The following is a 26,062-nucleotide window of genomic DNA, read 5'->3' as shown; positions in this document are numbered from 1 at the left end:
CGGCGCTCAGACCACCGGCGCGCGTCGGGGATCGGTCACCGGGCAATGGCCGTGCACCTCGAGCAGGCGCAGCAGGTCCTCGGAACTGCGCGCCTTGGCCCAGTCGCGCTCGGTGTCGGAGATGCCCACCACATGCAGGAAATCGAACTTGCCCGAGTCGAGCTGCGCTGTCGCCGGATAGTGCTTCGGCTGCGCCAGCACCACATGGCGCAGCACCGAGGCGGCCTTCTGCCCGATCGGCCCGCCCAGCGGGATGCGGTCGCCGTAGTCCAGCGGCGGCTTGTCCTCGCCGAAGCGGCCGTGCGCGAGCAGCACGTTGTAGGCCAGCAGCTTCTGGAGCAGCTTGATGGGCCAGGTCTCGCCGGCCTGCGACGGCACCTCGAGCACGAGCTCGGAGCCGATCCACGAGTAGTCCTCGGGGTCGTAGTCGGCGGGCTCGCCCTCCCAGGGCGTCGAGCCGCCCGAGGTCACGTAGAGCCAGGAGTTGCGCAGCGGCGTGGGCTCGAACTCGAACACGCCCAGGTGCAGCCAGCGCGGATCGATGTCCTGCGCGCCCAGCGCCGAGAAATCGTCGGGGCCCAGCACGAAGATGCCCTTGCGCTTCTCGCCGAAGAGCTGCGGATAGAGGACTTCCTCGCGGTATTTCCAGACTTCTTCCATCGAGCTCATCGCGCTCTCTCCTCGTTCGGCGGGTGGCGTCGCACCCGATTAGATACCAGGCCCCGCGGCCACGCGCCGGCCCACGATCCGCCGGATCGCCTCGATCAGCAGCCGCGCACCCTCGCCCGTTTCGGCGCCGCGCCGCACCGTCATGCCCACCGGCCCCTCGGTGCTCGCGGTGTCGATCGCCACGCGCCGCAATTCGCCGCGCGCGATGAAGCCCTCCACCGCGCCTTGCGGCGCGAACCACACGGCGTCGGAGCGCTGCAGCAGCCCGAAGATGAAGCTGGTGTCGGTCGCCTCCACCAGCCGGTGCGGCAGTTCGAGGCCGCGCGCGATCAGGAAGGCATCGGCTGTGTGGCGGATCAGCGTGCCCGACACCGGCAGCACCAGCGGATGGCCGGCCAGCGCATCGAGCGGCGGCCGGCGCCGCGCGGCCAGCGGGTGGCCGGGACGCACGACCAGCAGCAGCGGCTCGCTGTAGAACTGCTCGAAGGCGAGATCGGCCATCGCCGAGGCCTGGGCCAGCCGCCCCAGCACGAGGTCGATCTCGCCCTGGCGCAGCTGCGTCATCAGCTGCGAGTTGGTGCCGCTCATGACCCGCACGCGCAATGCGGGATGGGCGGCATTCAGCTGCGCGACCGCCTCGGGCAGCAGGTTGGGCACCATGTTCGGCAATGCGCCGACGGCCACCAGCAACTGGTCGGCATCGGGCTGGTCCATGGCCAGGCCCATGCCCTCGCGCAGTCCGCGCAGCGCCGACACCGCGTGCCGCACCAGCACCTCGGCCGCGGGCGTGAGCTCGACGCCGCGGCGACGCCGCAGCAGCAGCTGACGCCCCACGATCTCCTCGAGCTCGGCGATGGTCTTGGAGACCGCCGGCTGCGTCAGCGACAGGGCCTCGGCCGAGCGCACCAGGTTGCGCTCCTGCGCCACGGTCACCAGGCACTGCAGGTGGCGCAGCTTCAAGCGTGAAAAGTTCATGGCTGACATGGCGGTTCTCAATGACGCAACAGGTTTTCAATATAACTATATGGAATATCTGGTGGAACAGCTTTCAGTTGTGCGCGCGGCGCGGCGCTCCTAGAGTGCGCCGACACGGAGACAAGGAAACACCCGCATGACCCCCCGCATCCCGAAGGGCCGGCGCCTGGCGCTCGCCAGCGCCTGCATGGCCGCAGCGCTCGTCCTGGGCCTCGGCACCCCGGCCGCCGCCCTGGCGCAAACCGAAGCCGCGTACCCGGCCAAGCCGGTGCGCTTCCTCACCAACTTCCCGGCCGGCGGCCCGCTCGACATCCTCGGGCGCGCGCTCGGCGAGGTGCTGCAGAAGGAACTGAAGCAACCCTTCATCGTCGACAACCGGCCCGGCGCGGGCGGCAACATCGGCGCCGACCTCGTGGCCAAGAGCCCGGCCGACGGCTACACCGTGCTGCTGAGCATCGACAGCACCTTCACCATCAATCCGCAGCTCTACGCCACGATGCCCTTCGCCGCGAAGGACCTGAAGCCGCTGATGATCTTCAGCTCCTCGGGCCTGGCCTTCGGCACGGCCGCCTCGGTCAAGGCGAAGACGCTGCCCGAGTTCGTCGCGCAGGCCAAGGGCGAGTCGGTCACCTTCGGCTCGGCCGGCAACGGCAGTCCCGGCCACATCGCCGCGGAGATCTTCGCCAACGCCACCGGCGCGAAGATCACGCACGTGCCCTACAAGGGCAACGCGCCCGCCGTGCTGGCGCTGCTCTCGGGCGAGGTGCAGGCCGGCATCCTGGCCACGCCGGGCCTGCTGCCGCACCTGCAGGCCGGCAAGCTGCATGCGCTCGCCGTCACCGGGCGCCAGCGCTCGCCGCTGCTGCCACAGGTGCCCACGGTGGGCGAGCTCGGGCTGAAGGACCTCGAGTTCGAGGTGCTCTATCTCGCGATGGTGCCGGCCGCCACGCCCGAGCCCGTGATGCAGACCTTGCGCACCGCGCTGCAGGCGGCGCTGGGCCGGCCCGAGGTGAAGGCGCGGCTCGCCTCGCTCGACATGGTGGCGCTCGGCGAGACCGGTGCCGCGGCCGCGGCGCACCTCGACGGCAACCGCGAACGCTACGGCCGCATCGTCAAAGCCACAGGCATGAAGGTGGACTGAGAAGGTGTGAATGAACCTGCTGCGCGCCCCGATCTCGCTCCTGCAGCCGGTGCAGCGCGGCGTCGAAGCGCTCGGCCTCGCCGGCATCGAGCGCGCCCATCAGCCCGGCATTGATCGCCGTCACGAGCGGAAAGAGTTCGTCGTAGAGCGCCTGCCCGCTGTCGGTGAGCCCCAGCCGCACCTGCCGCCGGTCGCCCGCGCGCGCCACGCGCGAGACCAGCTTCTTGGCCACCAGCGAACCCACGGCCTTCGAGGTGCGCGCGCGGTCGAGCTGCGCATGCTCGGCCAGTTGCGAGGAGCCCAGTTCGCCGCGGCTCGCGAGCGTGGCGATCAGCCGCCATTCGCGGCGCGTGATGCCGAAGCGGCCCTCGCACAGGCGGATCACCATGCTGCCGGCCACCGCGAGCAGGCGCGAGAGGCGGTAGAGCAGCAGGTCGTCGAGCGGGCGGCGGGGCGCCGCGCCGGCGTCCACGGCCGTCCTCGCGGTGGCCTTGGCCGGCTTGCGGGCGGTCGCTTTCACGGGCACTTCGGCGGGCATGGGCATCTCGCGCGGGTAAATCCGGGGAATGGTTGATTTGATCAATCGACTGTAGCGTCTCCAGAATCGTCCGCAGCCGCGGGCACACGACCCGCCAGAACGGCGCCATTCGGAGACTTCGCCCCATGCCTTCCCCCACGCACGCTTCCCACCTGCCCGCCCCCGGCCGCCGCCGGCTGGTCGCCGCGCTCGGCGGCCTCGCGCTCGCGCCCGCGCTGTCGCGCGCCCAGGGCTTCGCGCCGGGCCAGCCGATCAAGGTGCTGATCGGCGTGCCCGCGGGCGGCACGCAGGACGTGCTGACGCGCGCCATCGCGCACGAGGTGCGTGACAGCCTCGGCCCGCTGATCGTCGACAACCGCTCGGGCGCGGCCGGCCGCATCGCGGTGGACACGGTCAAGACCGCGCCGCCCGACGGCCACACGCTGCTGCTGGGCACGGCCGGCATGATGACCATGTTCCCGAGCGCCTACCGCAACCTCTCCTACGACCCGATCAGGGACTTCGTGCCGATCCTCAACGCGGCACGCTTCGAGCTCGCGCTGGTGCTCAACAAGGACGTGCCCGCGAACACACTGCCCGAGTTCATCGCCTGGGCCAGGGCACAGGGCGACAAGGTCAGCTTCGCCTCGTACGGCGCCGGCACGCCCTCGCACTTCCTCGGCGAGATGCTCAACCGCGCGGCCGGCCTGAAGATGGTGCACGTGCCCTACCGCGGCTCCACGCCCGCGCGGCAGGACGTGATGGGCGGCACCGTGCCGGTCTATTTCGACACCGTGGGCGGCGCGCAGCAGATGCTGCCCTCGGGCCGCGTCAAGGTGCTGGCCACCAGCGGCGAGAAGCGCTCGCCGCTGATGCCCAACCTGCCGAGCTTCGTCGAGGCCGGCTACAAGGACGTGGTCGCCACCGCCTGGTTCGCCTACTACGCGCCGCTGAAGACGCCGCAACCGGTGGTCGAAAAACTGCGCGCCGAGTTCGCGCGCGCCGTCAACAAGCGCGAGGTGCGCCAGATGCTGCTGCAGAACGGCATGTATCCGGTGGCCGACACGGGCGACGCGCTCGTGAAGACCATGCGCGAGGACACGGCACGCTGGGCCGGCATCATGAAGGCCGTGAATTTCCAGGCCAACGACTGACCCCCTACATCCATCAAACGCAAAGGAGGAAGAACCCATGCACCCGAAACACAAGATCACCCGCCGCCTCGCCGGCCTGATGGCCATCGCCGGCCTCGCGACGGCGCTCGCCGCCACCGGCGCCGCGGCACAGCCGCTCGACGGCCCGCTGCGCATCGTCGTCGGCTATGCGCCCGGCGGCGCCACCGACCGCGTTGCGCGCATCGTCGGCGACAAGCTCGCGTCCAAGCTCGGCGTGCCGGTCATCGTCGACAACAAGCCCGGCGCGGGCGGCCGTCTCGCGGCGCAGCAGGTCAAGGTCACGCCCGCGAACCAGAACGTGCTGATGCTCGCGAACCCCGCCGTGATGGTGGTGGCGCCGCTCGTCTTCAAGGACAACGGCTACGACGCCGAACGCGACTTCGTGCCGGTGTCGCACGTCAACGACTACGACTTCGCGCTCGCCGTGTCGCCCACGCTGCCGGTGCGCGAACTCAACCACCTGCTGGCGTGGATGCGCGCCAACCCGCAGCAGGCCAACGTGGGCGTGCCGGCCACCGGCAGCCTGCCGCACTTCTTCGGCCTCATGGTCGGCGAGAAGGCCAAGGTCCAGACCCAGGTCATCGGCTACCGCGGCTCGGCGCCGCTGCTCAACGACCTGATCGGCGGCCAGGTGCCGATCGCGGTCGACACCGAGGACGTGGTGATCCCGCAGCACGACGGCGGCAAGCTGCGCATCCTCGCGATCTCGGGCACCAAGCGCTCGCCCTTCGCGCCCTCGGTGCCCACCTTCAAGGAAGCCGGCCTCGACCTCGCGGCCAGCGGCTGGAACACCTTCTTCGCGCCCGTCACCATGCCGCGCGAGAAGGTCGAGCGCCTCGCCACCGCGATCCGCGAGGTGATGCAGGACCCCGACACGGTGCGCAAGTTCACCGACTCGAAGATGACGCCGGTGGTCAGCACCCAGGCGCAGACCGCCGCGATGCTCAAGGCCTACCGGCTGCAATGGGGCCCGGTGGTGCAGAAATCGGGCTACCAGCCCTGACCCTTTCCCGGCCCATCGGGCCCTCGACACCATGACAAGACCCAACATCATCTTCATCGTCGCCGACGACCTCGGCTATGCCGACCTCGGCTGCTACGGCGGCCGCGACGCCGTCTTCGGCCCGGTTTCGCCGGTGCTCGACGGCCTCGCCGCCAACGGCCTCAAGCTCACGCAGGGCTACGCGAACTCGCCCGTGTGCTCGCCCACGCGCTTCGCGATGATCACGGCGCGCTACCAGTACCGGCTGCGCGGCGCGGCCGAGGAGCCGATCAACAGCAAGAGCCGCGGCAGCAGCACGCTGGGCCTGCCGGTCGACCATCCCACCCTGCCCTCGCTGCTCAAGGCCAGCGGCTACCGCACCGCGCTGATCGGCAAGTGGCACCTCGGCTATCCGCCGAGCTTCGGTCCGCTGCGCTCGGGCTACGAGGAGTTCTTCGGCCCGATGTCGGGCGGCGTCGACTACTTCACCCACTGCGACTCCAGCGGCCGCCACGACCTCTGGTACGGCGAAGAGGACAGGCAGGAAGAGGGCTACCTCACCGACATCCTCTCGAAGCGCGCCGTCGACTTCGTCGAGCGCATGGCGCAGCAGCCTGCGCAAGAGGCCAAGCCCTTCTTCCTGAGCCTGCACTACACCGCGCCGCACTGGCCGTGGGAAACGCGCGACGATGCAGACAAGGCGCCGCTGGTGAAGGACAACCTGTTCGACCTCGCGGGCGGCAACATCCACGTCTACCGCCGCATGATCCATCACATGGACGAGGGCATCGGCTGGATCATGGCCGCGCTCGAGAAGCACGGCATGGCCGACAACACGCTCGTGGTGTTCACCAGCGACAACGGCGGCGAGCGCTTCTCCGACAACTGGCCGCTGGTCGGCGGCAAGATGGACCTGACCGAAGGCGGCATCCGCGTGCCATGGATCGCCCACTGGCCCGCCGTCATCGCGCCCGGCGGCGAGAGCGCCCAGCACTGCCTGACCATGGACTGGTCGGCCACCATGCTCGATGCGGCCGGCGTGCAGGCCGATCCGGCCTATCCGCTCGACGGCGTCTCGCTGATGCCCGTGCTGAAAGACGCGAAGCACGGCTTCCGCCGCCCGCTGCACTGGCGCATGAACCACCGCGGCCAGCAGGCGCTGCGCGACGGCGACTGGAAGTACCTGAAGGTCGACGGCAACGAGTACCTGTTCAACATCCCCGCGGACGAGCGCGAGCGCGCCAACCGCGCGAAGCAGGAGCCCGAACGGCTCGCGGCGATGCGCGAGGACTGGCTCGCCTGGAACGCGACCATGCCGCCGATTCCGGAGGATGCGACGGTGAGCCTGGGATATTCGGTGAAGGACATGCCGCAGCGCTGAGCGCCGCGCGAGACTCAGGCCTCGTCGGCGCCGCCCCGCGCGCTGGACATCCCCAGGCTCCACAACCGCAGCGCCACATGGATCTCCAGCGCCCGGCTCGCGCTGCCCCAATGCCCCAGCAGTTCCTCGACGCTCGCGAGCCGCTGACGCACGGTGTTCACATGGATGCCCATGCGCGCCGCGGTGGTCTTCGCGTTCTGGTTGCAGTCGAAGTAGGCCAGCAGGGTCGACGTGAGTTCCGCGCCGCGCTTCCTGTCGTGGCTCGTGAGCGCGCCGATGGTGGCGTCGAGGAAGGTGTTGAGACTGCCCTGGTCGTGGGTCTCGAACAGCACCGAATAGAGCGCCATCTCGTTCTGCCCGACGATGGCGCCGCGCATGCCCAGGCGCCCCAGCACGGGCAGCGCGCGGCGCAGCGCGGCGTACAGCGCGGGCATCTCGGCCGGCGACTGCACGGGCCGCGACAGCACGCCGCGGTAGGCATCGCCGAGCTCGCGCCGCGCGAAGGCGGTGACGGCCTCGAGCACGTCCTGCGCGCGGGTCGCGGCGCAGACGATGGCGAGGGCACCGTCGACCTCGTCGAACACCTGCTCGGTCATCGGCGTGCCGGCGCGCAGGCGCCGGGCCCAGAAGCCGGGCCGGGGCTCGGCCATCTCGACCACCATCAGCGAGATCGGCTGCGAGAGATCGAGGCCGAAGCGCTCGGCGCGGTCGCGCGTGAGCGCGGGCTCGTCCTGGCGCGGCGAGATCAGGGTGCGCAGCAGCGCCGCCACCTCGCGGCTCTTGCCGGCCTCCACGCGCTCCTGTGACAGCAGCACGATGCCGATGATGCTGGAACTGCGCTCGAAGGTGCGCAGCGAGGTCTCGCGCAGGTCCTGGCGCCGGAACAGCAGCACGGCGCCGAGCACCTCGTTGCCGCCGAGCACCGCGATGGCGCGGCACAGCTCGCCGTCGCGCTCGTAGGCCACCACCGAACGGCCGGCCTGCCGGCTCTCGCGCAGTGCCTTCGCGAGCGCGGCGCTGTGCTCGTCGTTCGGCGCGTGGGCGTCGGCGGCCGTGCCCTCGTAGCCCGGCGCCAGCGCGCGGCCGATGACCTGGTGGGCCTCGTCGAGCACCAGCACGCCGCCGTTGAGCAGCTGCGCGATCGATTCGCACAGCGCGCCCAGCGACGCGCCCTTGGCCAGCAGCGAGGTCAGCTGCTCGTGCGCCTCGGCCGCGCCCTGGACGTCGCGCACGTGCCGCTCGAGTTCGCCACGCGCCTGGTCGGCATGCGCGAGCGCGTCCTTCGCTTCGGCGAAGGCCTTGGCGTTCTCGATCGCCACCGCGGCATGCGCGGCCAGCGTGCAGAGGATCGACACGTTGAGCGCCGTGTGCGTGCGGTGGTAGCGGTCGGCCACGAACAGCAGGCCGATCACCTCGTCGTCGCGCATCAGCGGCGCACCCACCAGCGCGGCCACGCCCTCGTCGCGAAAGATGTCGTCGAGCGTGGGGTCGTGCGCGAAGCGGTTGTCGTGCAGGTAGTCGGGCGTGAAGAAGGGCAGCCGCGTCGTCATCACGATGCCCGCGATGCCGAGGTTGCGTCCCACGGTCATGCGGCCGGTGCGGTCGGAGATAGCGCCGTCGGCCACCACCACCTGGAACGCGCCGGTCGCGCTGTCGTAGACCGTGAGCCAGCACAGGTGCGAGCCCATCAGGTGGCGCGCGCGCTTCACGATGGTCTTGAGCAGGCCCGTGAGGTCGAGCCGGCCCGAGAGGTCCTGCGCCGATTCGATCACCGCGAGCATGCCGCGCTCGCGCTGCTCGTGCAGCTCGAGCCGGTTGCGCAACGCCATCGCCATGCGCACCAGCTCGACCAGGCTGGACTTGCGCCGCAATGCATCGGGCAGGGCTTCCACGGCCGCGAGCCGGCCGGCGAATTCTTCCGCGGGTGCATTCCGGTGCAGCAGGCCGATGAGTTCGGCGGCGATCTCGTCGGCCGCCTGCTCGCTCGCATCGCGCGAGGAGCCCGCCGCGCGCGGTCGTTCGGTGGACAGGGATGACATAGGGCCGCGAAGGCTAGCAGAACGATGCGGCCATGCCCATGGGTCCGATCCCTCTCCCCTGGCGCCGCGATGGCGATCGCGAGCACCGCATCACATCGGGAGGGGGTCGCCAGTGTGCGCGACGCACATAGTTTTGAAGCGATGCTTTCAAGACACTGACCGTGAAGCGAGAGCGCCATGGCGCCCGCATGGACACAACGAGACACCACAGGAACCCATGAGCATCATCGATTCACTGCGGCCCGCGCCTGGCCTGCGGGTGCTGATCAGCGCGGGCGCGTCCGGCATCGGCGCGGCCATCGCGCTGGCCTTTCGCGAGACCGGCGCGCGCGTGCATGTCTGCGACATCGACCGCCTCGCGCTCGACCGCATGGCGCGCGAGGCGCCCGAGATCACCTCGAGCATGGCCGACGCCTCGGTGCCCGAGGACGTGGCGCGCGTGTTCGACGACGTGGAGGGCGCGCTCGGCGGGCTCGACGTGCTGATCAACAACGTCGGCATCGCGGGCCCCACCGGCGCGCTGCAGGACCTGCAGCGCGGCGACTGGGAGCGCACGGTGGCGGTCAACCTCAACAGCCAGTTCTATTTCGCGCAGCGCGCGATCCCGCTGCTCAGGCGCTCGCAGGCCAACCCCTGCCTGATCGCGATGAGCTCGGTCGCGGGCCGGCTCGGCTATCCATTCCGCACGCCCTACGCATCGACCAAGTGGGCCATCGTCGGCCTCATGAAGTCGCTGGCCATCGAGCTCGGCCCGCACGGCGTGCGCGTCAACGCGATCCTGCCCGGCACGGTCGAGGGCGAGCGCATGAACAGCGTGATCGGCGCGCGCGCCGCCACCGCGGGCGTGTCGGTCGAGGCCATGCGCGCCGAGTACCTGCAGAAGATCTCGCTGCGCCGCATGGTGACGCTCGACGACGTGGCGGCGATGGCGCTGTTCCTCTGCTCGCCCGCGGCCCGCAACCTCACGGGCCAGGCGATCAGCGTCGACGGGAACATGGAATACCTCTGAACGCCGACGAGCGGCCCACCCCTTTTTTTCAAGAAGCATGGAGACATCAATGCGCAGATCCGCCCCCTTCCCCTTCTCGTTCAACGCCGCCGCGTCGGCCCTGGCCTGTTCGCTGGCGCTGCTGTCGGCCGGTGCCTCGGCCGCGCCCGTGAAGATCGGCGTGCTCGAGACGCTGTCGGGCCCGCAGGCCTCCTCGGGCCAGGCCTACCGCACGGCCGTGCGCTTCGCCATCGACCAAATCAACGCGGCCGGCGGCTGGAACGGCGAACCGGTGCAGCTGCTCGAGTACGACAACCAGGGCGGCCCTGCGGGCGCGGCCGACAAGCTCAAGGCGGCCGCGGCCGACGGCGTGCAGTTGATCGTGCAGGGCGCCTCCTCGGCCATCGGCGGCCAGATCACCGAGGACATCCGCAAGTACAACCTGCGCAATCCCGGCAAGGAGATGATCTACATCAACGTGGGCGCCGAGGCGCTGGAGCTCACGGGCGAGAAGTGCAACTTCCACCACTTCCGTTTCAGCGGCGACGCGCAGATCCGCACCAAGGCGCTGGTCAGCGCGATGAAGCAGGCCAACGCGCTCGGCACCCGCGTCTATTCGATCAACCAGAACTACTCCTGGGGCCAGGACATGGAGCGCGCCATCGTCGACAACGCATCGGCCGGCGGCTACCAGGTGGTGGAGAAAACCCTGCACGACGTCAACAAGGTGCAGGACTTCGCGCCCTACGTGGCGAAGATCAGCGCCGCCAAGGCCGACTCGGTGCTCACCGGCAACTGGTCGAACGACCTGCTGCTGCTGATGAAGGCCTCGAAGTCGGCCGGCCTCAAGGTGCGCTTCGGCACGGTGTTCCTCGACCAGCCCGGCAACATCGCGAACGCGGGCGATCTCGCGGTCGGCCATTTCGTGGCCCACACCTTCAACGCCGAGGCCGCCGGTGCCGAGGGCGAGCGCTTCGTGGCCGACTACAAGGCCAGGACCGGCCACGCGCCGGCCTTCATCGAGCCGCAGACCGTGTTCGGCATGGCGATGGTGGCCGATGCGCTCAAGCGCACCAAGCCCGAGAACGGCGCGCTCAACGTCAACGCGCTGGCCCGCGCGATCGAGACCGCGAAGATCAAGACCCCGATGGGCGAGATGAGCATGCGCGCCGCAGACCACCAGGCGCTGCTGCCGATGGTGGTGTCGACCGTGACCAAGGACGCGCGCTACAAGGCCGACGACACCGACATGGGCTTCAAGCCGGTGAAGCGCTTCACGGCCGAGGAAGCCTCGACGCCCGCGCAGTCGAGCTGCGCGATGAAGCGCCCGGGCTGAGCGCCCGCGCGCTCCTCTCCCGGGGCCGCGCCGCGCGGCCCCGTTCCCCGAATCCCCTCCCCGGCGGGACGCGCGCGTCCCGCCGGCGCAGCCTCGGCTGCTCGCAAGGACACCCATGGACCAGCTCATCGTCTCGCTCATGAACGGCATCGTCTACGGACTGCTGCTGTTCATGGTGTCGGCCGGCCTCACGCTCATCTTCGGAATGATGGGCGTGCTCAATTTCGCGCATGCCTCGTTCTACATGCTCGGCGCCTACTTCGCCTACACGCTGCAGGGCACCATCGGCTTCTGGGCCGCGGTCATCGCCGCGCCGATCCTGGTCGGCCTCATCGGCGTGGTGGTCGAGCGCTTCTTCCTGCGCCGCGTGCACCACCACGGCCATGCGCACGAACTGCTGCTGACCTTCGGCCTGTCGTTCATCATCGCCGAGACCATCAAGCTGTTCTTCGGCAACTTCCCGGTCGACTACCGCATCCCGCCCACGCTCGACGTGCCGGCCTTCGCCATCGGCGGCGCGCAGTACCCGGCCTACCGCCTGCTGATGGGCGGCATCGCGATCGCGATGTTCGTGGCCATCTACCTGCTGCTCACGCGCACCCGCGTCGGCATCGTGGTGCGCTCGGCGATCTACAAGCCGCGCATGGCCGAGGCGCTGGGCCACAACGTGCCGCTGGTGTTCATGGGCGTGTTCGGCGTCGGTGCCGGCCTCGCGGGCCTGGCGGGTGCGGTGGCCGGTGCCTTCTACACCACCAACCCCAACATGGCGCTCGAGCTCGGCGTGATGGTGTTCGTGGTGGTGGTGGTCGGCGGCCTGGGCTCGCTGGGCGGCGCGATGCTGGCCTCGCTGCTGATCGGCGTCATCACCTCGCTGGCCGTGGGCATCGACCGCAGCCTGGCCGACCTGTTCGCGCTGGTCGGCGCGGGCGACTGGGCGCGCGGCGTCGGCGGGCTGATGACGCTCAAGCTCTCGAGCCTGTCGGCCACCATTCCGTTCGCGCTGATGCTCTTGATCCTGCTGGTGCGGCCGAGCGGGCTGATGGGCGAGAAGAACTGAGCGGGAGGGCCGAGACGATGAAGACCACCCTCTCCCTGCTCGCCGCCGGCGTCGCGCTGCTGCTGGCCCTGCCCTTCCTGCTGTCGCAGGGGCTGCTCAACGCGGCCATCCAGATGCTGATCGCCGCGCTGTTCGCGAGCGCCTACAACCTGCTGTGCGGCCAGGCCGGCATGCTGTCCTTCGGCCATGCGGCCTACTTCGGCGTCGGCGCCTTCGGCACCGTGCATGCGATGAACGCGCTCGGCGGCGCCGGCCTGCTGCCCACGCCGCTGATGCCGCTGGCCGGCGCGGTCTGCGGCCTGGCCATCGGCGGCATCGCGGGCTGGTTCGCCACCCAGCGCAGCGGCACCTACTTCGCGATGATCACGCTGGCCATCGCCGAGCTGATCCATTCGCTGGCGCCGCACCTCAAGGGCCTGTTCGGCGGCGAGGCCGGCGTGTCGACCATGCGCATGCCGGCCTGGGGCTTCGGCTTCGGCACGACCACCGAGGTCTACTACCTCACGCTGGGCTGGGTGCTGCTGTCGCTGGCGCTGCTGTACCTCTACACCCGCACGCCGCTGGGCCGGCTGACCTGCGGCCTGCGCGAGAACAGCCACCGGCTGCGCTTCCTGGGCTACAACGTGCACGGCCTCGGCGTGCTGGTGTTCGCGGTCTCGGCCATGTTCTCGGGCATCGCGGGCGGGCTGCAGGTGGTGTCGAACGAATCGGCCAACTACGTGGTGTTCGATCCCGCACTGTCGGCCGCGGTGGTGCTCAACACCTACATCGGCGGCGTGCAGGTGTTCCTGGGCCCGGCGCTGGGCGCCGCGCTCATGACCTTCTTCGGCTACGCCGTGTCGGACCTCACGCGCTCGTGGCTGCTCTACCAGGGCATCCTGTTCGTGCTGGTGATGATGTTCATGCCCGCCGGCCTCGCGGGGCTGGTGGGCACCACCGCGCGGCTGCGCCAGCGCTTCGGCCTGGCCCGGTTGCTGCCGGTGGCGGCGTTGGCTATCGGCGCGGCGCTGCTGCTGAGCTTCGGTGGCGCCTTCGCGATCGAGATGCTGCAGCGCGCCTTCTCGCAGGACTACCGCTCGCTCGCCAACCTGCAACCGGGTGGCGGCTGGCCGCCGATCCAGTTCCTGGGCCGCGCCTGGCTGCCGCTGTCGTTCGCGACCTGGGCCGTGCCGCTCGCGCTGCTCGCGGTCGGCGGGCTGCTCGCGCGCTTCGCACGGCAACGGCTGCGAACCCTGGCCCAGCGCGAAGCCGACGCTCCCCTCGCGGCGCAGGCCGCGCCCCTCGCCGAGCGCACCGGAGGCGCCGCATGAACGACCCGATCCTGAGCATCCGCGGCCTGCGCAAGTCCTTCGGCCCCACCGAGATCATGCGCGGCGTCGACCTCGACCTGCTGGGCGCCGAGCGCCATGCGCTGATCGGCCCCAACGGCGCGGGCAAGTCCACGCTGTTCCACCTGATCTCGGGCCAGCTCGCGCCGACGGCCGGCAGCATCCAGTTCGACGGCCAGTCGATCGCCGGGCGCACGCCGCAGGCCATCAACCGGCTCGGGCTCGCGCGCTCCTTCCAGATCACCAACATCTTTCCCAGGCTCACCGTGTTCGAGAACATCCGCCTCGCGGTCATGCGCCGCCATGGGCTGCAGTACGTCTTCTGGCGCTTCATCGACCGCGACCGCGCCATCCGCGAGGAGACCGAACGGCTGCTCGAACTCGTGCGCCTGAACGCGCGCGCCGCGACGATCGCGGGCGAGATGGCCTATTCGGAACAGCGCTCGCTCGAGATCGCGATGACGCTGGCGTCCGACCCGAAGGTGATCCTGCTCGACGAGCCGATGGCCGGCATGTCGACCGAGGAAACCCACTACACGGCCGAACTGATCCGCGAGGTCACGAAGGGCCGCGCGCTGATGATCGTGGAGCACGACATGGACGTGGTGTTCTCGCTGAGCGACCGCATCAGCGTGCTGGTCTACGGCCAGGTGATCGCCACCGGCACGCCGCAGGAGATCCGCGCCAATGCCAGCGTGAAAGAGGCCTATCTCGGCGAGGAGGTGGCGGCATGAGCACGACCGATACGCTGCTGAGCGTCGAGGACCTCCACGTCCATTACGGCAAGAGCCACGTGCTGCACGGCGTCGACCTGCGCGTGGGGCGCAACGAGGTCATCAGCCTGCTCGGGCGCAACGGCTCGGGCCGCTCCACCACCATGAAGGCCATCATGGGCCTGGTGCCGCCTTCCGCGGGCAGCATCCGGCTGCGCGAGCGCGAGCTGGCCGGCGCGCGGCCCTATGCCGTGTGCCGCGCCGGCATCGGCTACGTGCCCGAGGAGCGCGAGGTGTTCGCCAACCTCACGGTCGACGAGAACCTGCGCATGGGCGAGCAGCGCGCCGTGCCCGGCGCGCACCGCTGGACCGTCGAGCAGATGTTCGACTACTTCCCGCGCCTCAAGGAGCGCCGCAACACCAAGGCCGGCAGCATGTCGGGCGGCGAGCAGCAGATGCTGACCATGTGCCGCTCGCTGCTGGGCAATCCGCTGCTGATGCTGATCGACGAGCCCACCGAGGGCCTGGCGCCCAGGATCGTGGCGCAGGTCGGCGAATGCATCGTCGACATGCACCGCAAGGGGCTGTCGGTGGTGCTGGTCGAGCAGAAGCTCGCCATTGCGCTCAAGGTCTCGACCCGGGTCTGCGTGATGGGCCACGGCCGCATCGTGTTCGAGGGCACGCCGCAGGCGCTCAAGGCCGACCAGCAACTCGTCTCGGAGTGGCTCGCGGTCTGACGCGGCGCCACCCCTCCTTCATCCCTTCCACACATCCCATGGCAAGCACCCAAGACAAGGTCATCATCTCCTGCGCGGTCACCGGCTCGGTCCATACGCCGAGCATGTCCGAGCACCTGCCGCTCACGCCCGACCAGATCGCCGAGCAGGCGATAGAGGCCGCCGAGGCCGGCGCGGCGATCCTCCACCTGCATGCGCGCGATCCCGTCGATGGCCGGCCTTCGGCCGACCCGAAGGTCTTCGACCAGTTCGTGCCGCGCATCAAGGCCGCCACCGATGCGGTCATCAACATCACCACCGGCGGCAGCACGCGCATGACGCTGGCCGAGCGGCTGGCCTATCCGCTGCAGGCCAAGCCCGAGATGTGCTCGCTCAACATGGGCTCGATGAACTTCTCGATCCACACGGCGGCGCGGCGCATCGCCGAATGGAAGCACGACTGGGAGCAGCCCTACGTCGAAGGCATGGAGGACCTGATCTTTCGCAACACCTTCCGCGACATCAAGCACATCCTGCAGGTGCTCGGCGAGGACTGCGGCACGCGCTTCGAGTTCGAGTGCTACGACGTCGGCCATCTCTACAACCTCGCGCACTTCGTCGACGAGGGCCTCGTCAAGGGTCCGCTGTTCATCCAGAGCATCTACGGCATCCTCGGCGGCCTCGGGCCCGATCCCGAGAACCTCGTGACCATGCGCGCCACGGCCGACCGTCTGTTCGGCCGCGACGGCTACCGCTTCTCGATCCTCGGCGCGGGCCGCCACCAGATGCCGCTGCTCACCATGGGCGCCGTGATGGGCGGCAACGTGCGCGTGGGCCTCGAGGACAGCCTCTACCTCGCCCGGGGCCAGCTCGCGAAGTCCTGCGCCGAGCAGGTGCGCAAGATCCGCCGGATCCTCGAGGAGCTCTCGCTCGAGATCGCGAGCCCCGACGAGGCGCGCGCGATGCTGGGCCTGAAGGGCCGGGACGCGGTCGCGTTCTGAGCCCCGCTCCCCCTTTTTTCTTCATTCATCGGGAACAGCAATGAACAAGACACTGGAAGGCCGCGTGGCCATCGTCACCGGCGCGGGCAGCGGCCTGGGCCGCGCCCATGCGCTGGCGCTCGCGCGCCATGGCGCGCGCGTGGTGGTCAACGACGTGGCCGGCGCGCACGAAGGATCGCCGGGCCGCGCCGTGGCCGACGAGATCGTGCGCGCGGGCGGCAGCGCCATCGCGGACGGCGGCGACGTCACCGACTTCGCGGCCATGGAAGCGATGGCCGCGCGCGCCGTGGCCGAATGGGGCCGCATCGACATCCTCGTCAACAACGCCGGCGTGCTGCGCGACAGGAGCTTCTCGAAGATGACGCTCGAGGACTTCCGCCGCGTGATGGACGTGCACCTGATGGGCAGCGTGCATGCGGTGAAAGCCGTGTGGGAGACCATGCGCGCGCAGCGCTATGGCCGCATCGTGATGACCACCTCCTCCTCGGGCCTGTACGGCAACTTCGGCCAGTCGAACTACAGCGCGGCCAAGATGGCGCTGGTCGGCCTGATGCAGACCCTCGCGCTCGAGGGCGAGCGGCAGGACATCCGCGTGAACTGCCTCGCGCCCACCGCCGCCACCGCCATGACCGAGGGCGTGCTGCCGCCCGAGGCGCTGGCCCGGCTGCAGCCCGACTACGTGAGCCCCGGGCTGGTCGCGCTGGTGGGCGAGGACGCGCCCACGCGCACCATCCTGCTCGCGGGCGCGGGCAGCTTCGAGAGCGCCCACCTCACGATGACGCGCGGCATCTTCATCGACGGCAGCGACTACACCGCGGCCGAGGTCGCGGCGCGCATGGACGAGATCCGCGACCGCGCCGACGAGCGCGTGCCGGGCACGGGCTTCGAGCAGTACCAGTGGGAGCTCTCGAAGGCCGGCTTCGAGGTGCCGCTGCCGCACTGAGGGCGCCTGCTCAGGGTTTACGCGGCATGGGCCGCGCACACAGGAACGCGGCCTGCTGTGTCCGGCCCGCACATTGGATTCGGGACCCGCGCGCGCGAGACTGTGCCGCGTCCCAACACCAACGACATCGGAGACCCATGACATCCAGCCATCGCGACATCGTCCTGGCCGTCGCCGCCTGCATCGCCGTCAGCGCCACGCTCGTGGGCTGCGGCGGAGGCGGTGGCGGCAACGGCTTTCTGCTGCCCATCTCGGGCAGCCAGCCGCCCGCGCCCCCACCACCGCCGCCCCCGCCACCCGCTCCGCCACCATCGAGCGCCGCGCTGAGCTGCGAGCAGTTGCCGGGCTTGAGCGTGCCGGCCGCGGCCATCGGCCTGCCGACCTCGGGCGCCACCGTCACGGCCACCAAGACCGTGCCGGCCGCCGGCGCCGGCGTGGCCGCGCTGCCCGAGTACTGCGAGGTGTCGGGCAAGATCTCGCCGGTCGACGCCAGCGCGCCCGACATCCGCTTCACCGTGGCCCTGCCCACGAGCTGGAACCGCAAGGTCGTGATGTTCGGTGGCGGCGGCTTCAACGGCAGCATTCCCAGCGTCAAGGGCAACGTGCCCAACGGTCCGGTCGACCAGCCCGTGCCGCTGGCCCGCGGCTATGCCACCTTCGCGAGCGACTCGGGCCACCAGGCCAATGCGCTCGGCTCGCAGGACGGCCGCTTCGGCCTCAACGACGAGGCCGTGCGCAACTTCGGCGGCGATGCGCTCAAGAAGACGCACGATGCCGCGCTCGCGATCGTCCAGGCACGCTACGCGGCCAGCCCCTCGAAGTCGTACTTCGCGGGCGGCTCCACCGGCGGGCGCGAGGCCGTCACCGCCATCCAGCGCTGGCCGGCCGACTGGGACGGCGCCATCGCCTGGTACCCGGCCTGGAACGATGCCGCCGCGCTGCTCGGCGGCCACCGCATGAGCCGCGCGCTGGCGCAGCCCGGCGCCTATCCCAATGCCGCCAAGCGCGAGCTGCTCTACAACGCCGCCATGGAGGCCTGCGACGCGCTCGACGGCGTGGCCGACGGCCTGATCAGCAACCAGACGCTGTGCAACGCGCGCTTCGATCCTGCCACCGCCATGCTCAAGGGCGCGCCCGTGCGCTGCGCGGGCGGCGCCGACACCGGCAACAGCTGCCTGTCGGATGCGCAGATCGCGGCCATGAAGAGCATCAACACCGCGACCAACTTCCGCTTCGCGCTCGCCAGCGGCGAGACCCAGTACCCGGGCTACAACATCTGGGGCGCCGATCCCGGCATCAGCACCTGGACCTCGCCACTCGAGCCCACCGTGACCTTCCTGGCCTTCGGCAGCGCGCAGCCCACGCGGCCGATGCCGGCCAACGCGCCCTACATCAGCGTGCTGACCGACCAGTGGATCAAGTACTCGGTGACGCGCGACGCGAATTTCGATTCGCTCTCGCTCGACCCCGAGGACCCGGGCCCGTGGGCCAGCCGCATCAGCGCGCTGAGCACCCAGCTCGACGCCAGCACCGACATCTCGGCCTTCAAGGCGCGCGGCGGCAAGCTGCTGCTCGCGCACGGCCTGGCCGACGTGCTGGTGAGCACGCGCGCCACCGAGCAGTACTACCAGCGCCTGCAGTCGCGCTGGGGCCCGTCGGAGGTCGACGGCTTCGTGCGCTACTACGAGGTCGCGGGCCTGGGCCATGCGGTCAGCAGCGTGTTCAACGCCACCTGGGATTCGCTGACCGCGCTCGAGGGCTGGGTCGAGAAGGGCACGGCACCAAGCAACCAGGTCACGACCGATACCGCCGGCGTGCCGGGGCGCACGCGGCCGCTGTGCGACTACCCGAAGTGGCCACAGTACAAAGGGTCGGGGGATGTGAATCTGGCGGGGTCGTTCCAGTGCGTGAATTGAGGCGCTGACAGGCGGCGGCTCAGCGCGGGCGCACGAAGCGCTCGCGCGCCGCCTCCACCGCCGCGCGGCAGGTACAGCCCTCGATGTGGTCGTTGACCAGCCCCATCGCCTGCATGAGCGCATAGAGCGTGGTCGGACCGACATAGGTCCAGCCGCGCTGCTTCAATTCCTTCGACATGCGCTGCGACGCCGGCGTGGTCGGGTTGGCGCGGTAGTAGGCGATATCGACCACGGCCGGCCGGTCCTTCGGCCCGGGCTCGAAGCGCCAGAACCAGGCCCCCAGCGAGCCCGCCTCGGCGATCAGTTCCTGCGCGCGCTTCGCGTTGTTGATCGCCGAGACGATCTTCGCGCGGTTGCGCACGATGCCTGCATCGGCCATCAGCCGCTCGATGTCCTTCTCGCCGAAGGCCGCCACCTTGTCGATCTCGAAGTTGGCGAAGGCGGCGCGGAAGGCCTCGCGCTTGCGCAGGATGGTGATCCAGGCCATGCCCGACTGGAAGCCCTCGAGGCAGATCTTCTCGAACAGCGCGCGGTCGTCGCCCACCGGGCGGCCCCACTCGTTGGCGTGGTAGTCGGGCATCTGCGGGTGCCAGGCGCAGTGGCGCCGGCCGTCGGCGGACTGGATCAGGCCGTCGTCGTCGGCGGGAGAGGCATCGGGTGCAAGGTCCATGGGGGTGGCATTGTCGCGAAGTGCGCTCGCGCGTGCCTCGCCGGTTCCGGTCTTTCTATTCGCGCCGGCTCGCGCGCAACCGCTCGGCCACATCGCGCATCGCCCACGCCCCCACCGAGGCCATGAAGCCATCGGCCGCGCGCAACTGATCCGCCGCGATCCACTCGTCGGGCTGATGCGCCTGCGCGATGAAACCCGGCCCGCACACCACCGTCGGGATGCCGGCCTGCTGGAAGAAGCCCGCCTCGGTGCCGAAGGGCAATTCGGCCTCGGGCCACAGCGCGCCGAGCGCGCGCGCGATCGCGACCGCCGGCTCGCTGCCCCGGGCCGACAGCGCGGGCACGCCCGCGACCTGCTCGGCCTCGACCTTCACGCCCGCGGGCAGGGCCGCGAGGATGCGGCGCACCGCGGCGCGCACGCGCTCGGCCGCGGCTTCGTCCTCGGGGCGGAATTCCCACAGCACCTCGCAGCAACCGGGCACGATGTTGATCGCGCTGCCACCGTCGATGCGCCCGACATTGAGCGTGGCCACCTGCCCTTGCCGATCGAGGCTGCGGCGCAGCCGCGCGAGGCGCGTGACCAGATGCGCCGCGGGTTCGATCGCGCTGGCGCCGAGCGAGGGATCGCTCGAATGCGCGGCCAGCCCGCTGAACAGCGCGCGATGGCCGAAGAAGCCGCGGTGCCGCACGCCGATGCGCATGCCGGTGGGCTCTCCGACGATCGCGAGCGCGGGCGCCTGCACGCGCGCCTCGAGGCTGTCGACGAGGCGCGGCACGCCGAGGCAGCCGATCTCCTCGTCGTACGAGAACGCGAGATGGATCGGGCGCTGCAGCCTGCCGCGTTGCCATGCGGGCACGGCCGACAGGCAGGCCGCGATGAAGCCCTTCATGTCCGCCGCGCCACGGCCATGGAAGCGGCCCTCGCGCTCGACCAGTGCGAAGGGCTCGGAGCGCCACGACTGCCCCGCCACCGGCACCACGTCGCTGTGCCCCGAGAGCACCATGCCGCCCGCCGCATCGGGGCCGACGCGCGCGAGCAGGTTGGCCTTGCACCCGTCGTCGCTGCGCACGAGGTGCACATCCGCGCCGTGCGCCGCGAGGTAGTCGGCCACCCAGTCGATCAGGTCGAGGTTGGAGCGCTGCGAGGTGGTGTCGAAGGCGACCAGCGCGCGCAGGATCTCGACCGTGGTCATGCCGGCCCTATGCGGCCAGGCCGATGCGGATGCGGCGGTTGTGCTGCCCCTTGTTCTCGATCTTGAGGATGCGCAGCGGCGCCGACTGCGAGGTCTTCGTCAGGTGCGTGCCACCGCAGGCCTGCCGGTCGAGGCCCGCGATCTCGACGATGCGCGTCATGCCGTCGTCCTGGCGCGGCGGCGCGACCGAGCGGCTGCGCAGCAGGCCGGGCTCGCGTGCGAGCTCGTTCGCATCGAGGTAGAGGACGTTGACCGGCAGGCCGTCGCCGATCAGCGTGTTGAGTTCGGGTTCGAGCGCGCGCAACGCGTTGTTGTCGGCCGCGGGCAGGTCGAAGTCGATGCGCGCCGTGCCGTCGGCGGCCATCTGCACGCCGGTCACCAGCGAGCCCTCGAAGCGCTGGTAGACCAGCGCGTTGAGGATGTGCAGGCCCGTGTGCAACTGGCTCATCAGGAAGCGGAAGTCGGGGTCGACGTTCGCGAGGACGCGCTCCCCGGATTCGGGCGCGGCCTCGCCTTCGGCCAGGCAATGCCAGGCATTGGCGCCTTCGGTCTCGATGCGGTCGACGCGCAACGCGCGCCCCTTCCACTGCAGCGTGCCGCGGTCGCTCAACTGACCGCCACCGCCGGGATAGAAATACGAGCGATCGAGCAGCACGGCGTCGGGACGACGCGCGATGACGCCGGCTTCGAAGCGCAGGCAATCGGGTTCGAGGTGGCAGAGATAGGGTGACATCGGATCTTCGGTTCGACAGAGGGACTAGGAAAATCGCCGCGCGGTCACGATGCCGATCAGGATGATCGCGCCGCCCGCGAATTCGGTGAGGCTCAGGTACTCGTGGAACAGCCAGCCACCGAGCACCGTCGCGATCACGGGCTGCACCAGCAGCGTGATCGAGGACAGCGCAGCCGGCAGCTTGGCCAGCGCATAGGCAATCAGGCCCTGCCCGCCCACGTGCGACACCAGCGCCAGCGCGAGCAGCATCAGCACGCCGTGCATCGTGTGCGGCACCAGCGATTCGCCGCGCAGCAGCGCCACCGGCAGCAGCACGACCAGCGTGCCGAGGCTGCTCCAGGCCATCACGCTCATGGTGCGGTAGTTGGAGCGCACGAGGCTGACCGCGAGCAGGTAGCTGCCGTAGAACACGGCCGACAGCAGGCCCAGCAGGTTGCCCGCCATGCGGCCCGAGCCGAAGTCGAGCCGGTGGCCGATCAGGAGAAAGGCGCCGGCCAGCGCGCACAGCATGCCGGCGAGGAAGCCGCGCTTGAACTTCTTGCCGAGGAAGAGCCGCGCCCCGAGCACCACGAAGATCGGCGCCAGGTTCGCGAGCAGGTTGGCATTGGCCAGCGTGGTCAGGGTCATCGACCAGTGGTAGAGCGCGAGGTTGCCCGAGAAGATGAAGCCGACCAGCACCAGCCGGACCGGAAACGCCGGTGCGGTCCGGGGCGCGGGTTCGGCGCGCGCGGCCAGTGCGTCGAGCAGGAAGAAGACCGGAATCGCGAGCGCCACGCGATAGACCGCGCTGGCCGTGGGCTGCAGCTCGCTGTGGCGCAGGAACACGCCGCCCAGCGCCAGCGCGGCCGCGCCGAGCAGCAGCGCCGCGAAGGAGAGGAACTGGCCGCGGGCGGCGGCGGGAAGCGCGAGGGTCGTGGTCATGGTGCGTACGGTGGCGAAAAAGCCGAAGCCGTGGCACGCATCCTGGCCGGCGAACGCGCCGGCGTATTGGCGAAAATTGCGGGAAGCGCTCAGCCCTTGCGGGCGCGCACGTACTGCAGCGGCGTCATGCCGAAGGTGCGCTTGAAGTGCCGCGTGAGCGCGCTCTGGTCGTAGAAGCCGCTCGCGACCGCCGCGTCGGTCAGCGGCCGGCCCGCCGCGAGGTGGTGGATGGCGGCCCGGATCCGCAGCTGCGTGAGGTAGGCATGGGGCGTGAGACCGATGGTGCGGTTGAAGGCGCCGATCAGCTGGAACGGCGTGAGGTCGGCAACGGCGGCCATCCGCTCGAGGTTCAGGTTCTCCGCATAGGCGTCGTGCAGCAGCTCCAGCACTGGCGCGAGCACGCACGCGCCTGCGGGCGCCGGCAACGCGCACCGCCCCGCCTGGGCATGGCGCTCGAACAGCGTTCCGAAGCTCTGCACGAACAGTTCCTGCCGGCGCAGCGAATCGACGGACCGAAGGTCGCCATCGAAGGCCTGGTGCAGCGCGAGAAAGCTGTCGACGAGCTGCGGGTCGTCGATGGCGTTCGACGCGAAATAACGGGCCTGGACCTGACCCAGCGATGTCATCAGGTGCCGGATACCCGCATCGGCCAGATAGAAGGAGCGATAGCGCCAGCGCTCGCTGCCGGCCATGCGCCCCGAATGCGGCTCGGCCGGATTGAAGACCAGCAGCGAGCGCGGCTGCGCGATGCCGGTGCGGCCGCGGCTCGTGAACTCCGAGCCGCCGGCCTCGGTGACGGCGATCACGAAGGAGTAGTGCACATGCGGCGCGTACTCGTGGGTCCTGAAGTCCGCGTGCAGCAGGTCCATGCCCGGCAGATCGGGGGCATGCCAGTAGCGCGAGGTGTTCAGGGGATCGAGCTTGGCCATCTGCGTGGGATTCGATCACCTCCGGCGAAGAAAGTCGATACGCCGCCCTTCAGCATCTCCTCAGCCCGGTCTTCTAGCATCGGGCGATGCTCTCCCCCATCGCTCCCCGCATCGGCGCCGTCTTCATCCCCGTCAGCGACATCCACGCCGCGCGCGACTGGTACTGCCGGCTGCTGGGCCTGCAGCCCGATGGCGAGGTGCTGTTCGGCCACATCTACGTGCTGCCGATGAACGGAGGAAGCGGCCTGGTGCTCGACAGCAAGGACTACGCGGGCCCGAACGACCGCAAGCCGCTGTTCCACTTCGCGACGCGCGACATCGTCGCGGCGCGAGACTTTCTCGCGCGCATCGGGGCGGCGCACGAGCAGATCGCCGACGGCGTGTTCGTGCGCTTCGAGGACCCCGATGGCAACCTGCTGATGGTGGCCGACGTGCCGCTGGCCGGCTGAAACCCCGATCCACCGGCTCGAGGCTTCAAGCCGGACGACGCGATGGCGCGTCGTCTCGCGCCGCTCAGGACTTCTTCGAGAAGTCCAGCGCGCTCGTCAGGTCGCCCATCGCCGGCAGGCCGTTCTTCACCAGCGCCTTGTCGCGCTCGACCAGCCCCGGCAGCACCGGCAGCGACCAGCGGTGCGTGATGAAGCGCAGGGTCGAAGCCGTGTCGTACTGCGTCTTGTCGACGAAGCCCTTCTTCGCGAAGTCCGACACGATGAGCGCGGGGATGCGGGTGCCCGGCCCCCAGCGGTCGGCCTTGGGCACGCGCGCATGGTCGTAGAAGCCGCCGTTCTCGTCGTAGGTCACGACCACCAGCATGTGCTTCCACTGCGGGCTGGCCTTGAGCTTGGCGATGACGTCGGCGATGTGGGCGTCGCCGTCGGCCACGCTGGCGTAGCCGGCGTGCTGGTTCAGGTTGCCCTGCGGCTTGTAGAAGCTCACGGCCGGCAGCGTGCCGTTGGCGGCGTCCTTCAGGAAATCGGCGTCGAAGTCCTTGAGGTGGGCGGCGCGTGCCTCGGGATGCTGCACCGGATCGAAGGCGGCGTAGTAGTTGAAGGGCTGGTGGTGGAACTGGAAGTTCGGCGTCTGCGCGGCCGGCGGCACGGCGGCCGGGAACTTGCGGTCGCCCTCGGCGATGGCGGTGGTGCTGGCCCACGCGCCGCCGTACCAGGCCCAGCTCAGGCCCTTGGCCGTGAGCAGGTCGCCGATGGTGGCCTGCGTCTGCGGCGGCAGGGTGTTGGCCTTGGTCGGGTCGGCGTAGTGATGGGTCGCGTCGTTCGCCGCCGGTGCGTTGCTGCTCGGCTGGTACGGCGGCTGCATGGTGTTGACCGCGTAGAAGTTGCCGGCGGCGTCCTTCGGCGTCAGCGTGTTGTCGTTCTTGTAGGTGGGCGCACCGTTGAGCACCGAGCTCGGCGCATTGTCGGCCGGCGTGAGACGCACGAAGTTGCCGTTGGCGTCGGTGTCGATGGCCGAGATGGTGGCCTTGGCCGGCGAGCTGTCGGCATCGGCATTCGGGTACAGCGGCGCGCAGGCGCACACCAGGTACTGGTGGTTCAGGAACGAGCCGCCGAAGGCGCCCATGAAGAAGTTGTCGGCCAGCGTGTACTGCTTCGCCACCTGCCAGAGCTGCATCCTGCTGCCGTCGTAGTAGCCCATGCTGAGGCCGCCGGCATCCGAGTAGGCGGTGAACTTGTCGTTCTTGCCGCCGTTGATCTGCATCTGGTTGTTGTAGAAGCGGTGCACCAGGTCGCGCGTGATGATGGTCTGAGGCACCACCGTTCCGGTGTTGTAGAAGCCCTTCGGGTCGTCGATCTGGAACATGCGGTTGGGCATGCCCACGGTCAGCGCCTGCGCGATCACGGTGGTCTGGCCGCTCGCGGTCACGCCGCCCCACACCGGCGGCAGGTTCGGCAGCGTCGCGCCGTCGAAGTCCTTCTGCGGCTCGGCCGTGCTGGCCGACGACGTCGGGTTCACGCCCGGAATGCCGTTGGCGCCCGGGAACAGGCCATAGAGGTTGTCGAAGCCGCGGTTCTCGGCATAGATCACGACCACGTTGGTGATGTCGTCGAGCGCGAAGCGGTTGCGCAGTGCCGCGACGAGGTCACCGCCGCTGCCGGCCTCGGCCACGGCCTCTGCGATGCGCTCGATCGACTGGTCGATCTCGGTCTGCAGCGCGGTCTTGACCTTGGCGTCGCCGACCTTGTTGTGGTCGGCCAGCAGCTGGCTCTCGCTCACGCCCAGGCGCGTGGCCAGCGCGGTGCGCGCGGCGCCGAGGTTGCCACCGTTGGCATCCATCAGCGCGGCGAGCTCGGTGCTGATCGCGTTGATCACGCCGTTGGCGCCGGCCGGCGCGCGGAACACCAGCGCCCGGGTCACGGCGCTCTCGACGCCGGTGTCGGGATCGAAGCGCTTGCTGCCGGTGCCGATCTCGGCCACCACGGCGCCCTGCCCCGCGAGCGTGAAGGCGCCGTTGGCATCGGTGGTGGCGCTGGCTTCGCCCGCGTCGCAACGGCCGTTGTTGTTGGCGTCGATGCAGACCTTGGCGTTGCGGTAGTAGCTGCCCGTGACCACGCCCGCGGTGGTGGCGCCGCCGAAGAAGGGCAGGAAGCCACCGCCGTCCGACCCGCCGCCGCAGGCAACGACCAGCGCCGCCGCCGCGATGGCCGTGGGCCAGGGTTTGAAGTGGCTGGCGAAGGTGCGCGCCGAGGCGAGCGCACCGCTGCTGCGAGTGGAGGCGGTCATCATG

At 70.1% G+C, this 26,062-nt stretch carries 24 protein-coding genes; 14 read left to right on the top strand and 10 right to left on the bottom strand.

Annotated features, from left to right (window positions below):
* Nucleotides 1-6: 6 nt before the first annotated feature.
* Together ACEN9J_RS30715 and ACEN9J_RS30710 are read right to left on the bottom strand one after the other, a co-directional pair.
* Complete coding sequence (locus ACEN9J_RS30715; RefSeq protein WP_413762901.1) at nt 7-669, bottom strand: suppressor of fused domain protein; 663 nt, start codon at nt 667-669, stop codon at nt 7-9.
* A 39-nt stretch (nt 670-708) separates the two neighbouring features.
* On the bottom strand, nt 709-1,644 hold the full coding sequence (locus ACEN9J_RS30710; protein WP_412179552.1) for a LysR substrate-binding domain-containing protein: 936 nt from the start codon (nt 1,642-1,644) through the stop codon (nt 709-711).
* A 136-nt stretch (nt 1,645-1,780) separates the two neighbouring features.
* Here ACEN9J_RS30710 and ACEN9J_RS30705 point away from each other — a divergent pair, with 136 nt between their 5' ends.
* Entirely contained in the window at nt 1,781-2,785 is a 1,005-nt protein-coding gene (locus ACEN9J_RS30705; RefSeq protein WP_057594866.1) for a Bug family tripartite tricarboxylate transporter substrate binding protein, read from the top strand.
* On the opposite strand, the gene ACEN9J_RS30700 is transcribed toward ACEN9J_RS30705, so the two are convergent.
* Nucleotides 2,757-3,305 (bottom strand): MarR family winged helix-turn-helix transcriptional regulator, encoded by a 549-nt coding sequence (locus tag ACEN9J_RS30700; protein ID WP_413762900.1) that lies wholly within the window; start codon nt 3,303-3,305, stop codon nt 2,757-2,759. The two genes, ACEN9J_RS30705 and ACEN9J_RS30700, sit on opposite strands and share 29 nt — an antisense overlap.
* A gap of 143 nt (nt 3,306-3,448) precedes the next feature.
* Here ACEN9J_RS30700 and ACEN9J_RS30695 point away from each other — a divergent pair, with 143 nt between their 5' ends.
* Genes ACEN9J_RS30695 through ACEN9J_RS30685 form a run of 3 tightly spaced genes read left to right on the top strand, consistent with a single transcriptional unit; the run spans nt 3,449 to nt 6,840 of the window.
* A complete protein-coding gene (locus ACEN9J_RS30695) occupies nt 3,449-4,456 on the top strand; it encodes a Bug family tripartite tricarboxylate transporter substrate binding protein (protein ID WP_261212524.1) in 1,008 nt (335 codons plus the stop codon).
* A 37-nt stretch (nt 4,457-4,493) separates the two neighbouring features.
* The gene (locus ACEN9J_RS30690) at nt 4,494-5,480 is read left to right on the top strand and encodes a Bug family tripartite tricarboxylate transporter substrate binding protein (protein ID WP_413762899.1); all 987 of its coding nucleotides are present in this window, start codon (nt 4,494-4,496) and stop codon (nt 5,478-5,480) included.
* Nucleotides 5,481-5,511: 31 nt separating this feature from the next.
* Nucleotides 5,512-6,840, top strand: coding sequence for a sulfatase (locus ACEN9J_RS30685; RefSeq protein ID WP_413762898.1), 1,329 nt, complete (start codon nt 5,512-5,514; stop codon nt 6,838-6,840).
* A gap of 14 nt (nt 6,841-6,854) precedes the next feature.
* Here ACEN9J_RS30685 and ACEN9J_RS30680 read toward each other — a convergent pair whose 3' ends face one another.
* Nucleotides 6,855-8,879, bottom strand: a complete 2,025-nt coding sequence (locus ACEN9J_RS30680; protein ID WP_413762897.1) for a helix-turn-helix domain-containing protein — start codon at nt 8,877-8,879, stop codon at nt 6,855-6,857.
* A 217-nt stretch (nt 8,880-9,096) separates the two neighbouring features.
* Between ACEN9J_RS30680 and ACEN9J_RS30675 the strand changes: the two genes are divergently transcribed.
* From ACEN9J_RS30675 to ACEN9J_RS30635, 9 genes are all read left to right on the top strand, one after another.
* Nucleotides 9,097-9,888 carry an SDR family oxidoreductase gene (locus tag ACEN9J_RS30675; RefSeq protein WP_261212518.1) on the top strand — a complete coding sequence of 264 codons (792 nt, stop codon included), beginning with the start codon at nt 9,097-9,099 and terminating at the stop codon, nt 9,886-9,888.
* Between the two features lie 49 nt (nt 9,889-9,937).
* Nucleotides 9,938-11,203 (top strand): branched-chain amino acid ABC transporter substrate-binding protein, encoded by a 1,266-nt coding sequence (locus tag ACEN9J_RS30670; RefSeq protein WP_413762896.1) that lies wholly within the window; start codon nt 9,938-9,940, stop codon nt 11,201-11,203.
* A gap of 115 nt (nt 11,204-11,318) precedes the next feature.
* The gene (locus tag ACEN9J_RS30665; RefSeq protein WP_208509039.1) at nt 11,319-12,260 is read left to right on the top strand and encodes a branched-chain amino acid ABC transporter permease; all 942 of its coding nucleotides are present in this window, start codon (nt 11,319-11,321) and stop codon (nt 12,258-12,260) included.
* A gap of 17 nt (nt 12,261-12,277) precedes the next feature.
* Nucleotides 12,278-13,570 carry a branched-chain amino acid ABC transporter permease gene (locus tag ACEN9J_RS30660; RefSeq protein WP_413762895.1) on the top strand — a complete coding sequence of 431 codons (1,293 nt, stop codon included), beginning with the start codon at nt 12,278-12,280 and terminating at the stop codon, nt 13,568-13,570.
* Nucleotides 13,567-14,322 (top strand): ABC transporter ATP-binding protein, encoded by a 756-nt coding sequence (locus ACEN9J_RS30655; RefSeq protein ID WP_413762894.1) that lies wholly within the window; start codon nt 13,567-13,569, stop codon nt 14,320-14,322. The genes ACEN9J_RS30660 and ACEN9J_RS30655 overlap by 4 nt, the downstream gene beginning before the upstream one ends.
* A complete protein-coding gene (locus tag ACEN9J_RS30650; protein ID WP_057594876.1) occupies nt 14,319-15,038 on the top strand; it encodes an ABC transporter ATP-binding protein in 720 nt (239 codons plus the stop codon). Before ACEN9J_RS30655 ends, ACEN9J_RS30650 begins: the two co-directional genes overlap by 4 nt.
* Nucleotides 15,039-15,076: 38 nt before the next feature.
* On the top strand, nt 15,077-16,018 hold the full coding sequence (locus ACEN9J_RS30645) for a 3-keto-5-aminohexanoate cleavage protein (RefSeq protein WP_208509043.1): 942 nt from the start codon (nt 15,077-15,079) through the stop codon (nt 16,016-16,018).
* 40 nt (nt 16,019-16,058) lie between these two features.
* A complete protein-coding gene (locus tag ACEN9J_RS30640) occupies nt 16,059-16,961 on the top strand; it encodes an SDR family NAD(P)-dependent oxidoreductase (protein WP_057594878.1) in 903 nt (300 codons plus the stop codon).
* A gap of 137 nt (nt 16,962-17,098) precedes the next feature.
* On the top strand, nt 17,099-18,877 hold the full coding sequence (locus ACEN9J_RS30635; protein ID WP_413762893.1) for a tannase/feruloyl esterase family alpha/beta hydrolase: 1,779 nt from the start codon (nt 17,099-17,101) through the stop codon (nt 18,875-18,877).
* A 19-nt stretch (nt 18,878-18,896) separates the two neighbouring features.
* Here the strand turns inward: ACEN9J_RS30635 and ACEN9J_RS30630 are convergent, their stop codons facing one another.
* The 5 genes from ACEN9J_RS30630 to ACEN9J_RS30610 all read right to left on the bottom strand — a co-directional run bounded on the left by ACEN9J_RS30630 (nt 18,897) and on the right by ACEN9J_RS30610 (nt 23,322).
* A complete protein-coding gene (locus ACEN9J_RS30630) occupies nt 18,897-19,547 on the bottom strand; it encodes a DNA-3-methyladenine glycosylase I (protein ID WP_413762892.1) in 651 nt (216 codons plus the stop codon).
* Between the two features lie 55 nt (nt 19,548-19,602).
* Nucleotides 19,603-20,739 (bottom strand): acetylornithine deacetylase, encoded by a 1,137-nt coding sequence (gene argE / locus ACEN9J_RS30625; RefSeq protein WP_057592809.1) that lies wholly within the window; start codon nt 20,737-20,739, stop codon nt 19,603-19,605.
* A 7-nt stretch (nt 20,740-20,746) separates the two neighbouring features.
* Nucleotides 20,747-21,472 carry an alanyl-tRNA editing protein gene (locus ACEN9J_RS30620; RefSeq protein ID WP_057592810.1) on the bottom strand — a complete coding sequence of 242 codons (726 nt, stop codon included), beginning with the start codon at nt 21,470-21,472 and terminating at the stop codon, nt 20,747-20,749.
* A gap of 24 nt (nt 21,473-21,496) precedes the next feature.
* Nucleotides 21,497-22,393, bottom strand: coding sequence for a DMT family transporter (locus ACEN9J_RS30615; RefSeq protein ID WP_057592811.1), 897 nt, complete (start codon nt 22,391-22,393; stop codon nt 21,497-21,499).
* A gap of 89 nt (nt 22,394-22,482) precedes the next feature.
* The gene (locus tag ACEN9J_RS30610) at nt 22,483-23,322 is read right to left on the bottom strand and encodes a helix-turn-helix domain-containing protein (protein ID WP_413762891.1); all 840 of its coding nucleotides are present in this window, start codon (nt 23,320-23,322) and stop codon (nt 22,483-22,485) included.
* 86 nt (nt 23,323-23,408) lie between these two features.
* Between ACEN9J_RS30610 and ACEN9J_RS30605 the strand changes: the two genes are divergently transcribed.
* Entirely contained in the window at nt 23,409-23,771 is a 363-nt protein-coding gene (locus ACEN9J_RS30605; protein ID WP_413762890.1) for a VOC family protein, read from the top strand.
* A gap of 64 nt (nt 23,772-23,835) precedes the next feature.
* Here ACEN9J_RS30605 and acpA read toward each other — a convergent pair whose 3' ends face one another.
* Entirely contained in the window at nt 23,836-26,058 is a 2,223-nt protein-coding gene (gene acpA, locus ACEN9J_RS30600; RefSeq protein ID WP_413762889.1) for an acid phosphatase, read from the bottom strand.
* Between the last annotated feature and the right edge of the window lie 4 nt (nt 26,059-26,062).

The sequence above is a fragment of the Variovorax sp. Varisp41 genome (assembly GCF_047325085.1).
Lineage (GTDB): Bacteria > Pseudomonadota > Gammaproteobacteria > Burkholderiales > Burkholderiaceae_C > Variovorax.
The sequence above is the reverse complement of the archived record's forward strand: the minus strand, read 5'-3'. Positions and strand labels throughout refer to the sequence as shown.